The sequence below is a fragment of the Pandoraea sp. PE-S2T-3 genome (assembly GCF_002179965.1).
GTDB lineage: Bacteria > Pseudomonadota > Gammaproteobacteria > Burkholderiales > Burkholderiaceae > Pandoraea.
Genome location: NZ_NGUQ01000005.1, coordinates 1 through 12,841, shown reverse-complemented (window position 1 = coordinate 12,841; position 12,841 = coordinate 1). Strand labels below are relative to the sequence as shown.

Sequence of the window (12,841 nt, the reverse complement as noted above, 5' to 3'; positions counted from 1 at the left end):
AAGATGAAAAAACTGTTGCTCATCCTGGCGCTCCTCAGCGGTTTTGTGGCGCCGGCCATGGCGGAAGAGGGCGGGCCGCTCGATACGGCGCCCAACCGCGTGGACGACCTGGCGTCGCTGCAACGCGGGGCCAAGCTTTTCGTGAATTACTGTCTGAATTGCCACTCGGCGGCATCGATGCGGTATTCGCGTCTCAAGGATCTTGGGTTATCGGAAGCGGAGATCAAGAACAATCTGCTTTTCACGACCGACAAGATTGGCGAGACGATGACCGTGGCGATGCGTGCGGCGGATGCGAAGGACTGGTTCGGTTCGGCGCCGCCGGATTTGTCGGTGGAGGCGCGTGCGCGGGGGACGGACTGGCTGTATACGTACCTGCGCACGTTCTATCGTGACGATGCGCGCCCGACGGGCTGGAACAACGTGGCGTTCCCGAATGTGGGCATGCCGAACCCGTTCTGGCAGTTGCAGGGACAGCGTGGATTGAAGCATGTGGAGGGCGCGGAGCATGGCCCGGCACAGTTCGTGCAGATCACTCAAGGGACGATGAAACCGGTGGAATTCGATTCTGCCATGGCTGATCTGGTATCTTATCTGGATTGGATGTCGGAGCCGGCGCAGCGTACGCGCAGGCAGCTTGGCGTCTGGGTTTTGTTGTTCTTGGGACTCTTTACGGTGCTTGCCTGGCGCCTGAATGCGGCCTATTGGAAGGACGTGAAGTAAAATAACGTCTGTACGACGGGGCCAGGGTCAGGGAAGCGTCGGTTTCCCACCCCGGCCCCGTTGGTTTTTAAGGAAGACGCGCTATGATGGTTTTGTACTCGGGCACGACCTGCCCCTTCTCCCAGCGTTGCCGGCTGGTTCTGTTCGAAAAAGGCATGGATTTTGAGATCCGTGACGTCGACCTGTTCAACAAGCCGGAAGACATTGCGGTGATGAATCCGTACGGTCAGGTGCCGATTCTTGTTGAACGCGACCTGATTCTGTACGAATCGAACATCATCAATGAGTACATTGACGAGCGTTTCCCGCATCCGCAGTTGATGCCGGCAGACCCGGTGCAGCGTGCGCGTGCGCGCCTGTTCCTGTTCAACTTCGAGAAAGAGTTGTTCGTGCACGTGAGCACGCTTGAGAACGACAAGGGCCGTGCGGCCGAGAAGGCCCATCAGGCCGCTCGCCAATCGATTCGTGATCGTCTGACGCAGCTTGCACCGATCTTCTTGAAGAACAAGTACATGCTGGGCGAAGAGTTCTCGATGCTCGACGTGGCGATTGCGCCGCTGCTGTGGCGTCTGGATCACTACGGCATTGAGTTGTCGAAGAATGCTGCCCCGTTGATGAAGTATGCCGAGCGTATTTTCAGCCGTCCGGCGTACATTGAAGCGCTGACGCCGTCCGAAAAGGTCATGCGTCGTTAATACGGCGTTATTACGTCGCGAATGCGTCGATACCCCGCTGGCGCGGGCCGGCCTGCCGAAGTTGGCGGGCTGGCTGGCCAAGGGGGGACGAAATGTCTTATGCCTCCTGAAACGTCTACCAAGCCCTATTTACTGCGCGCGCTGTACGAGTGGTGTACCGATAACGGGTACACGCCGTATCTGGCCGTGCATGTCGATGCCAAGACGCGAGTCCCGCGCGAGTTTGTGAAAGATGGCGAGATCGTGCTGAACATCAGCTTCGATGCCACGAGCGGACTCCAGATGGGCAACGACTGGATTGAATTCAGCGCCCGCTTCGGCGGCATCTCGCAGAAGGTTGAGGTGCAGGTGCCGAACGTGCTGGCGATTTATGCCCGCGAGAATGGTCAGGGAATGGCCTTCCCGGTCGACAAGCAGGCACAGGCGGATGCGGGACCGGAGTTGGAATCGGTACCGTCGTCGCCGGAGTCTGACGAGGACGATCCGGAGCCGCCACGTCCTGGCGGCAATGGCGCGGCTGGCAGCAATGCCCCGCGTGGACACCTGAAAGTGGTGAAGTAATTCACGGCGTCGTGTGCGGATGGGGAAGTGCTCTTTGAGCGGTTCCCCAAACGGACGCGGTTGTGAGGAATTTTGCACTGACAGGTAGTCGCAATAGCCAATGAATCGGTTACAATGTGCGACTTCGCCGGCTTAGCTCATCTGGTAGAGCAGTTGATTTGTAATCATCAGGTGGCGGGTTCGAGTCCTGCAGCCGGCACCATATTTAAGTTCATCGAAGTCCGATGAGCTTCAAAAACCCCGAGAAATCAACGATTTCCCGGGGTTTTTTGTTTTTCTACGTCCGAGGCCGTCCGACGACCGCCGAAAATCTTGCTGGTATATTGGTTGGTACCAAAAACGAAGTGTTGGTATCTACTCATGCCCCTCACAGATACTGCCGCTCGCAACGCCCGGCCCACCGCGGAACCATACAAATTGACCGATGGCGGGGGAATGTACCTCCACACGTCCACCCGAATGGGTCACCCTGCGTCAATTGCACGGCGTTCAGCGGTAACACAAGATAATTCAAGCGCATACTCGGCGGTGCCCAAGAAAAAATCTCCGCAGGTTTCGGCACGTTCAAAATGTTCTCCGCGGTGGGCTCAACGATTAAAAGTGCGGCAAGTGCGGCGCATCACTGCAAATGCCCTTTCGAGATGTAGATGGCCTCAGGCACGAGTTGTACCGTGGTTCACCTGATGAATGCGAGTATTTTGATGATGCTTGCCATAAACCACCAGCCGCATCATCATTTTTGCGTTCGTCCAAAATACCAATCTCATTCATACGATCGCCGATTCGCCATGTCTTTATACGGTGTCCTGAGTTCGCCGTCGCAGCGACGGAGCTTTCTGTTCTTTTCCTGTTTACTGCTCGTAATTGGCGTCTTCGGCATCCTCGCGATAGCCTTATACGCTCCAAACACGCCTGTCTGGGCCGCCGTAAACAGCCTATTTATTTCCATCGTTGCAGGCGGTGTCTTTGCACTTGCCTCGGGGCTGTACCTTCTTTATTTCTTTGTCGACCCGAATGACCTCGCAGCGACCACTGTTTTGCTGCCGAAAGACATCGGTCAGGCTTTAGAGGGCATCGCGAAGAAGGCTACCGATTACAAAATCTTCGTGCGCACCGGCAGGCACTTTAGGGCGGTAATTCTTCCGATTTTAGAGAGGCAAGCTCGCCAGAACCGGCTCCCAATTCGAGTGGAGGTTGTCCTGCTCGATTTTCGCAACGAAACCGTCTGCGACAAATATGCAATATATCGCAAAGCGTCGTCGTTTGATCATAAGTCCTGGGACACCCGCTACGTTCAACAAGAGGTGCTAGCGACCATCCTCACCCTCATTGAAGTCTCGCGACAAAATCTCGGACTGATTGACATCCACCTATTTCTGAGTGGGCGTCTGTCGACTTTCCGCATCGACGGCTCATCAGACGAGTTGCTGGTCACTCGTGAGGACCCAAAGGACGCCGCCTCTCGCTATCTGCGTAGTCACCGCGATTTTTCCGCGTTCGTTAACGAATTTGCCTGGATACGCGACGAAGCGTACCGCGTTACCCTGGACGGTGATAGCGGATTGCCGACAACGCTCCTCGCTATGTTCGGCAAGAGTGCCCTTATTGAGAGCTTAGAAGCACAGGCCATGCAGGCAATGAAATCTGCATCACCCTATGCTCGCTAACATCGGCTTCCCTCTGGAATGGAACCGGGTTCGAGCAGAGCCGCTGCCAACGCTTCGAGCAGCCGTTATGACGTGGCTGGTGCGGGAGAATCCTACTTGTCTGATTCATCCACATGGATTTTTTGTCGTGCTTCTAGGGCGTACCGAGACGGAGGAGTGGCGCCTGCATTTCTGGCCCCGAGGGCCTAGGGCCGTGAGTGGAATGCCTGCGTTCATCCACACGCACAATTGCCATGTAGAAAGCCGAATCCTCAAAGGGCAGATTACCAATGTCCTATACAACGTCGCGACAGCCGCGACTGGTGACCAACCGCTCTACGAGGTTAGCTATGGTGGCGATCGATACGCCGCAGCAACGTCGAACACTCTCCGCAAGACCGCCGCGCGAGTCAAAGCAACTATTCAGCGAAAGTGCACGCTGACTTGCGGGGAAACATATCATGTTGAACGTCATGCCTACCACGAAGCGGTGGTTTCCGATCGAGACATCACATCAACGTTAGTCTGCATGCATGGGCGCTCATCGGGCGCAGTGGCAGTCGTCGGGATTGATGGATACTCGGACACCGTAACATTCACGCGGACCGAGCACCACGCCCTCAACTTTGCTGAATGGCTCTTGCCATGAGACTACACTTCTGAGTGCTGCCGAACGCCACGGCGGTTCACTCAACTGGCCGTACGGGGCATATCTGGCTGGAGCTGGAGTATTGGACATCAAAGCGCACACCGCGCAGGCGGCCCGAAGTGGATGAGAGGGGGCGCAACTGCACGCGGACAAAGTCCGTTCTCGACGGCCGGATCACGGCGATGTGGGCTGCTGCCGGTTTAATGGACACCAAGTTAAGGTGGACAATGTAACCGGCAGCAGCCCAATGCTCGCAAACAACCAGCGAGCTAGCAACGGCCTGGTCGCGGCTGACTAGCTAACAACGTCCGCTTCCGCGTGATTTTTATGCACTAGTTCCGGCGGATGACCACGGTTTGAGTACCTTGTTGATGACAGCGGGAATACTGACGTGGCCCACGGTACGGCTCGGGTAGAACCTATGGAAGCCCTTTCTTAAGTGGTATTTAAGGCCGAACTTATCAGGATAATAGTCGGGGCATCACCGGCAGCAGTTCGCACGCTGGTGACATGATCGCCAAAAGTGTCGGCACCAACTCATGCTTGCGGATTGGTTTATCGCGAGGTTAGATCGATGTGATTGAACGCCCGCAATGGCCGATAGTTGGACTGCTTGCGTACTCGACCGCCTTCGTTAGTTCTCTATGAGGTGACGCAAAATAGGGAGGATTTCATCCCGAATCTGAAGAGCCTCCGATCTATTAATTGGTTGATAAGCATTATGCGCAGCACTATTGAGCATCTTCTTATGATGCTGCATTCTGGTTAGGCTGTGCTTCAAATACTGATCCTTTCCCGCCCCAAAGATGTTCGGATTTTTGGTGAGATACGTGAGTGCCTCGTCCAAGCTCGGGAGAATACTCGAGTTTCCAGTCGGCACGCTAAGTTTCTTATCTTTTTCACGCTCTTTTTTTATAGCTTCACTAAAGGCATCAAAAGCATTGTGGCGAATCAGATAGGTAACAACAGTCGCCTCGAAAAGAATCCTCATCAAGACAAGGCCGGAATAAACGAAATTCCCGAGTACTAATTGCTTGGCCTCGTGCACCAGTGCAAGATGCTTATCATTGCAGTGCTTCTCATCAATGTCTGCAGGCAAGATCGTTGCGACCTGATGGTGATCAACTTTCTCGATCACCTTTTTCTTGATGGTGGGCTTCGGGTTGCTGACAGGCAGCTCCTTTTTGCCCGGCCGAGCTTTTGGTGGCAACGGAGGTGGATTCAGCGGGATACGTTGCTTATTCTTCTTTTTCGCGTCCGTCGCGTTGCTGCGCCAGTTTTCCGCGAAACGACGCATATCGTCGAGGGCAGTTTGGTAGGCTCGATTATTAAGGTCGACGTCTTCTTTTGTTGTAGTCCAAGGGAGTTTCGCCGGATCACCCACAAAATTAACTTCACCAACGAAACCGTAGAACTCGCTGTGGAATTTTGCAAACCAGCCAGTTTTTGCAGACCGATCATGACTGATTACCGCGCGGTCATTGCAAAAAATTGTCCAGCCAAATTCATCGGTGATTTGGCTGTTAATCTCTTTGTCGTAATCTGGCTCCGCGACAAAGCGATGCTTCGAATGTTGGCCAGCGTGAAGGAATATAGAAATTCCATCTTCTGTTTTGTACAATTTCCTGTCCGGAGCATACGGACCATTTTCTCGAATTTCAATGGCATGGGATTCGATCACTTTTCGGTTGACGAAAATCTTCAAGCCTTTTTCTATGAAGCGACTGTAGATTCGTCCGATTTCAAGGCCGATTTTTTCTATTTCGCTTTTGTCAGCAAATCGCCGAGCAGTCTCCGTCGATAGCCCGCTAATTTTTATGGCGGTACTCGTTTTTCCGGTGGTAGGGGCTTCAGTTGCGGGAAGCTTCCAGCCGACCGAGTGCAGATATTCTCGCGTGTCTAAGGTGAGTTCCGCTCGCTGGATACCTGTATCCGTGACGATTTCACTGATGCGGCCGATCTTAAACAGCGCCCGATTCAGTCCGACGCCGAACACCCCAATTCCAAGCTGATGAGCTGATCTCTCGCCAAACCTAAGGACTGATGTCTTAAGGTCAGCGATTGAAATTCCACCGCAATTGTCTTGTATGGAAAACGTATCGGCATTGAATTGTATTTTTATCTCATAGCCTTTGTATGAGAGAGGTAATTCTTCAGTGCTGCCGTTATCTAATTTTTTCGCAAAAATCGAATTTCTTGCGGCGTCTACTGCGTTGTCTATCAAGTCGAATACGCAAGCATCGATTGATATGTCACGCGTCAAACTTTCTACAATTACCTGCTTGCTAGGCGTTGTGTCGATATTGAACGCCGTCGATCTTTTTGTTGCCATACTCGACTCCCCGGATAACTTTCTTATGCAGCTCTGCGTTTCAACTGTTCCGCGTTTAATTCGTTGTGGCCTAGATTCTTAAATATGGCCGACAAAACCCCAAACGAAACACTCGGGGAGACACTGTTCCCAATCATTCGAAAGCTATGCCATACAGTAGGGTGGAAAATGAACCAATCCGGGAATGCTTGCATTCGTGCCGCTTCCCTGACTGTAATCACACGGGGTTCCGACGGGTGAAGCGGACGCACAGCCTGGAACGCCCCCTTTTCGGAACCGGTGCCTGCACGAATGGTCGGACACTGCCCATCCCAACTCAGACGGTACGATTTGCTGACCGGATCGCTAGTTCCGTTTGGGGTCGACCTATACCGATCTTCCACCGGTGCCGTATGGCGTGTTTCAAACATCCCCGACACCATTCCCGATGATAGGCGTTCTATCACGGAGGACCAGCCTAAACCGTCTGGAGGTAGCTCGCGGAGACCCTGAGCATATTCTGATATGGCAATGGCGTTGGTTTCGTAATTCGCCCAGCCGAAATCACTCTTATCTCGCGGATTGCGAGGTACTGGAGACGGAAGATCAAAAATCGCATCTCGGACGGTAGCTTTTCTTTCGACTGCCACCTGATCGAAAAGACATTGCTCAAGCAATAACTCGTTTGGGTCGTATCCTATTACAAGTGCTCTGCGACGATTGGTTGCCGCGCCAAAATCAGCGGCATTTACTACGAACGGACCTAAAACGGTGTATCTATGCGACACAGTCGCGATTGCAGCCTCTAAGACCCCAATATTATCGTCGTCCAATAGACCCTCCACGTTCTCCATTACGAAGAATTTGGGTTGAAGAAGATTAACGTGACGATAAAAATGATGAATAAGTGTATTTCTCGGGTCGTTTTTGCTTCGCCTTCCAATTCGGCTAAAACCTTGACAAGGCGGACCACCAATAATCCCATCGGGCCGTTTACTGCCGATGAGCAGGCTCCAGTCGGTTTGATTAATATCTGAGACATCAGCCTCTACAGGCTTTGATGAGGGGAAATTCCTCCCAAAGCTGGATTGTAGTGTTGGTTCGATATCAATTGCCACGAGAGATCGGAAGCCTGCCAATTCCGCACCAAGCGAAAAGCCACCGCAGCCGCAAAACAAATCTATAACGGAAGGCTTTGTGTTATTCATTCGCTATTAATTAGAAGGAGAATATTCTCGCCGCATCGAGGGGGGGGCTGCACGCTGCCGCCTGCATAGCGGCGGCAGCGTATCAAAAAAAATTTGATCTGTCGAGTTTTGACAACGACAGATGCTGTACTGCCGTCATCGCAGCAACGGTAATTCTCAAGTGCGGTCATGCATTGCGAATTTCTTCTTGACTCACCGATGTCGAGTAATGATGGATAACGGAACTGTGCGTTGGGGACCCGCCCCGTTAATCAGGAGGGCAACGTGCTGTTAGCCATGTTTTTGTGACTGAACGTAAATAGCTCGTTTTGGTACACCGTATTGAGCCAGTCATTTGGGCGTTCCCGCATGGATCAATAGGATCAACCGTAAAAATGAGCCATGCTATAATTGAGCCACATATTCAAATGATCCATAAGATGCCATGCGCAAGCTTTATTATGGCCGGATTTCGACAACGGACGGGCAGTCCTCAGCGAGCCAGTACGACGACGCCAAAGCGCATGGCGTTCAGGACAAGGATGTTTTCATTGACGAGGGTGTGAGCGGCTACCACGTCGCCCCTGACGAGCGCGAACAGTGGAGAACAGCGGAGCACGATTTACGGCACGGTGGCGTCCTCATTGTGCGGTGGCTTGACCGAATTAGCCGCCGTTATGACGAACTACACAGAACCATGCGCCGATTGATGGACCTCGGCGTGCGCGTCGAATGCACACTTAACGGGATGGTGTTCGACGGGAAAGCTCAAGACCCCATCAAGAAAGCGACCCGGGATGCCGTACTGGCATTTATGGCGGCGCAGGGGGAGGCCGATTACAAGAATCGTGCTGAGATGCAGCGTCGGGGCGTGGCGATCGCGAAGGCGGAAGGGAAATACAAGGGGCGCGCGCGATCGCATGACTACGCAGCTATTAGGGCGTGGCGGACTGAAAGAGGTGCAAGTATTCGGGAGACTGCCGAAGAGTTTGGCATTGGTACGGCGACCGTCAAGCGCGCGTGCGCTGAATGATCGGTAACGCTCAGATATGCCGTTCGTGCCCTATGGGTGTAAGCGGTACCCTGAGGAGAGAAGCGCCCGTATGGACGTAGGTAGTACTTGATTGTTCTGAAGGGATTGCGTATATAGGCAATAGTTGATTTGGCACTCGAATGAATAAAACGATACGGGGGGGCCCCAAGTGACTTGCGAAGTGACCGTGCTCAACCGCATGGCCGTCGCGCTGGCTGCTGATAGCGCTGTTACGTTCAGCACTTTTGCGAACGGACACCTTCAACGAACTTATGCGTCCGGTGCAAATAAAATATTCCAACTGTCTACGACCGCGCCTATTGGCGTGATGTTGTTTAATAACGCCGCACTGCAAGATGTCCCCTGGGAGCTAATTGTAAAAAGCTTTCGGACAAGCCTTGGTTCCGACGTAAAAAATTCGGTTCAGGAGTATGCCGATGCGCTATCCGAATTCGTACGAGCCAATATGGATTTGTTTCCCCCGGCACATAGGGAGAAGCACTTTAAGCAGCTTGCTGCCCGCTCCTTTTTCTATTTGCTGAAGAAGGCACAGTCGGAAAAGCCGGTGTTGGCGAATGCAGGTGACGCGTCAGTGCAGCAGGCGGCAATTGCCGATTTTCTTGCGTCGGAAATCGCCACAAATGCAGCCAAACCGCTTAGTCCGACGTTCGTCGACGCCGATGTCGCTAAGGCGAAAGCGGATCATGCCGGATGGTTGGCGCAGGAAATCGCAACTTACCTAGCTGGCGCGCCTCAACTTCAGCACTTAGCCGCCGTAATCCCTACCCAAGGATTCGCTGAACTGGCAATAGAATCGCTCTATCGATTTTACGAAGTTAATTTTAATTCGGACTATACCGGTATCGTTGTAGCCGGTTTTGGCGAAAAGGATTACTTCCCGGCCTATTCCGAGCTCAGGTACTACGGCTTTCTGTTAGATCGGTTAATCGTGGAGCACGTTGAGTCGAAGGCGATCAATCACGATGTAGAAGCGGTGATCGAAGCATTCGCGAAGAAGTCCATGGTCGACACGTTTTTGTCCGGGTTTGCCCCCGAAGTTTGGTCTACCGTGAATGGGTTGTTTCGGGTGCATGTAAATCAGCTCGTGAGCGGACTGAATCTGGCTCCCGCGACGGCGGCAACTGTCCCCACGCTGATTGCTACCGCTGAGGGAGAGTTTGCAAAGGCGTGGTCGGCACAGGTGTGGGAGACGCACTATGCCCCGCTGAACAGTGTAATTTCCGGGTTGCCACCGAACGAGATGGCGGAGCTGGCTGAAACACTGGTCATGCTAGAATCACTGAAGGAAAAGGTGACTCAACGTACACAGTCCGTGGGCGGTCCAGTGGATGTTGCGGTCATCACGAAGTCCGAGGGCTTGGTGTGGATTAAGCGCAAACATTACTTCAGTCCCGAATTGAACCCTAGGTACTTTGTCCGGCAATCACAGTGAGGTTTTCATGACTATGCCCAACGTCCCAACTTCCAACGAGCTCATGGAGCAACTGCGTTCGACGCATCGGACGCCGTTTGTTTCCGTAGAGGTACGGCGCGCGGAGCCTGCGCCGGTCCAGGACGCTATGACCTCGGAGGAAACCTATGAACGTCTGAGGCAAGAGTTTGATGGTCGCATGCGAGGAGTTGTAAGTCTTACGCGCTTGGCAGTGGGCTGAACGCTGTTCTTTTGGTGTGGGAGGCTGGGCGTAATTTCGTGCCCTCGCCGTGTGCCATGGAGACGCGCGGTGATGAGTGTTCACGGTCGTCCGCCAACATCCGGGGATATTGTTGGTACTTATGTTGGTATTTTTTGACAGTAAAAAATATTTTTCTTCAAAATCAAATGCTTAGAGGTGTGGGGTGATTCCTGTAGCCGGCACCAAACAAGCAAGGCCCACATGTTCGCATGTGGGCCTTTTGCTTTTGGGGGCCTCAAAAAAATAGAACGTCGGTCCTCACACTAATTAAGCCTCGATTAAATCAAATATCAAGTGTGCCGCAATGGCCACCACTCCCTACATCTAACCTACATATTCCGCCTGCATCGAATGATGTAGGAGTCTCGGGTGCATTACTCCCTTCAAAAATAAAATCCGAACATCATTCGATATTGTCGATATGAATAAACGTTCGGACTACAGAGCATGGAAGCTGACAACCCGCCAGTTTTGATAGGGAATGTCCTGTAGGCGCCTTCCTACAAGACCTCATGTCGCCTCAACGCCCTGATGATTCATGCTGAATCTCGGCGTTCATTTTTGCCTCTATTTAGCGGAGTTAAGGCCTTTCCATCACTGGAATCTTAAGAAAAACGATCAAAGGAGAAAACAAATTCGGACTGCATCCGAGTGTTTGTATATGAATGAAATGACGTATCGGTAAGGGAATGAAATTTGGTAGACTTTTTCATCCAAACTACGTTGGAGGCCGAACCGATATGTTGTATCGCATTGACCGCACCGAACGTAACGATTCCCCCACCGCTATCGCTCGCGCGGTCCGAATGCGGATGAGTGTGGCACCCAGTCAGAGCCTCTCGCATCAATCCCCTGCTTTAGCATCTCCCGTACGCACCGCAATGGCGGCCGCGCTCAGCGCCGCTGCGCTAGTCACATTCCCGATGTCACAAGCGTTCGCCGCAGGCGGCACCGGTGGTTGCACCGCTGCGCCGGGTGTTACCTGCGCAGGCGGTAGCGCCGGGGCACCGAACGGTGGCGCCGGGACGGATGCGAGCAATACCAACGGCACCGGCGGCAACGGCGGTGGCGGCGGGAGCGTGGATGGCACCGGCGCCGCAGGCAGTGGCGGCAATGGCGGTGCGGGTGGCACCGGTGGCGGCGGTGGCGGCAATGGTGACGCAGGTCAGGCGGGTTCCGGCGTGCCGGGGCTTTCCGGAGGCACCGGCGGTACCGGTGGCACCGGCGGCGCGACAAACGTCACCGGTGCACTCGGCAACGGCGCGGGCGGCGGCGGTGGCGGCGCGGGCGGGGTCGGTATCGAGCTCCCCGGCGGACAAACCAACAGCGGCGCGATCGCGGGCGGACGCGGTGGTAACGGCGGCGGCGGTGGCGGCACCGACAGCACGGGTACCGGCGGCGGCGGCAATGGCGGCGGCGGCGGTGCAGGCGGCGTCGGGGTGCAACTCACCACCAGCCAGCAATCCACCAACACCGGCACCGTCGTCGGTGGCCAAGGCGGTAACGGCGGCGGCGGCGGCAGCTTTGGCAACGCGACCTCTCCGGGCAGCGGCAACGGCACCAATTTCATCGCAGGGAACGGCGGCGCAGGCGGCTCAGGGGGCGACGCCGTCGTTTCGGCGCAAGGCGGCACTTTCGTGAACGGCACCTCAGGCGTCGTCACTGGCGGTGCCGGTGGCAACGGTGGCGGCAGCGGGTCAGTCAGCGCCAACGGTGCCGTGGTCCCCTATGGCGGACGCGGTGGCGACGCGGGCGTGGGCGGCAATGGGGCAACCCTTTCCGGCGGCAGTACCGTAACGAATAGCGGCATGATCACCGGCGGTAACGGTGGCAACGGGGAAAATGGCGGCGCCGCACTCGCCACTGGCGCCCTTGCGGTTTCCGGCAACGGCGGGCTCGGTGGCGCGGGCGGCGTCGGCGTGCTCATCGACGGCAGCGGCAGACTCAACAACCAGACGACCGGCACGATTGTCGGCGGCAACGGCGGCACAGGCGGTGGCGGCAGCGCACAAAGCGCGACCTTCGTCGGTGGTACAGGCACCGGTACCGTTACCGGTGGTGTCGGCGCCGACGGCGGGCAGGGCGGCGACGGTGTCCGGCTCAACGGCGGCGGCGTCGTGACGAACGCCGGCACTATCCTCGGCGGCGTGGGCAATCGCGGCGGCGGCGCTGGCAACAGTACAGGGACCGGCGTGGGCGGTGAGGCGGCGGCCGGCGGCAACGGGGTCAGCCTCGTGGGCGCCGGAACGGTCACCAACGCGTCGACCGGTGTCATCAAGGGCGGTCAAGGCGGTGACGACAGTGCGGGCGGCGGCGGCGGAGGCGGCGTGGGCGGCGACGGC

The 12,841-nt window shown here is 55.1% G+C and carries 9 protein-coding genes and 1 tRNA gene; 8 read left to right on the top strand and 2 right to left on the bottom strand.

What is annotated here, in order from left to right:
• Window positions 1–3 precede the first annotated feature (3 nt).
• The 5 genes from CDV46_RS01190 to CDV46_RS01170 all read left to right on the top strand — a co-directional run bounded on the left by CDV46_RS01190 (window position 4) and on the right by CDV46_RS01170 (window position 3,646).
• Window positions 4–723, top strand: coding sequence for a cytochrome c1 (locus CDV46_RS01190; protein WP_058376313.1), 720 nt, complete (start codon window positions 4–6; stop codon window positions 721–723).
• A gap of 83 nt (window positions 724–806) precedes the next feature.
• Window positions 807–1,418, top strand: coding sequence for a glutathione S-transferase N-terminal domain-containing protein (locus CDV46_RS01185; protein ID WP_058376312.1), 612 nt, complete (start codon window positions 807–809; stop codon window positions 1,416–1,418).
• 99 nt (window positions 1,419–1,517) lie between these two features.
• Complete coding sequence (locus tag CDV46_RS01180; RefSeq protein WP_058376311.1) at window positions 1,518–1,979, top strand: ClpXP protease specificity-enhancing factor; 462 nt, start codon at window positions 1,518–1,520, stop codon at window positions 1,977–1,979.
• A gap of 126 nt (window positions 1,980–2,105) precedes the next feature.
• A tRNA-Thr gene (locus CDV46_RS01175) sits at window positions 2,106–2,181 on the top strand.
• 469 nt (window positions 2,182–2,650) lie between these two features.
• Complete coding sequence (locus tag CDV46_RS01170; protein ID WP_140413266.1) at window positions 2,651–3,646, top strand: hypothetical protein; 996 nt, start codon at window positions 2,651–2,653, stop codon at window positions 3,644–3,646.
• A 1,262-nt stretch (window positions 3,647–4,908) separates the two neighbouring features.
• On the opposite strand, the gene CDV46_RS01165 is transcribed toward CDV46_RS01170, so the two are convergent.
• Both CDV46_RS01165 and CDV46_RS01160 read right to left on the bottom strand, forming a co-directional pair.
• Window positions 4,909–6,606, bottom strand: coding sequence for an ATP-binding protein (locus CDV46_RS01165; RefSeq protein WP_087721568.1), 1,698 nt, complete (start codon window positions 6,604–6,606; stop codon window positions 4,909–4,911).
• A 23-nt stretch (window positions 6,607–6,629) separates the two neighbouring features.
• Window positions 6,630–7,793, bottom strand: a complete 1,164-nt coding sequence (locus CDV46_RS01160) for a DNA cytosine methyltransferase (RefSeq protein WP_087721566.1) — start codon at window positions 7,791–7,793, stop codon at window positions 6,630–6,632.
• A gap of 424 nt (window positions 7,794–8,217) precedes the next feature.
• On the opposite strand from CDV46_RS01160, the gene CDV46_RS01155 reads away from it, so the two are divergent.
• The 3 genes from CDV46_RS01155 to CDV46_RS27540 all read left to right on the top strand — a co-directional run.
• Window positions 8,218–8,805: a recombinase family protein gene (locus CDV46_RS01155; RefSeq protein ID WP_087721564.1), complete on the top strand. Its 588-nt coding sequence runs from the start codon at window positions 8,218–8,220 to the stop codon at window positions 8,803–8,805.
• 181 nt (window positions 8,806–8,986) lie between these two features.
• Entirely contained in the window at window positions 8,987–10,258 is a 1,272-nt protein-coding gene (locus CDV46_RS01150) for a hypothetical protein (protein WP_087721563.1), read from the top strand.
• A gap of 1,122 nt (window positions 10,259–11,380) precedes the next feature.
• Window positions 11,381–12,841: hypothetical protein (locus CDV46_RS27540; protein ID WP_217896708.1), on the top strand; the 1,461-nt coding region annotated here is incomplete at its 3' end.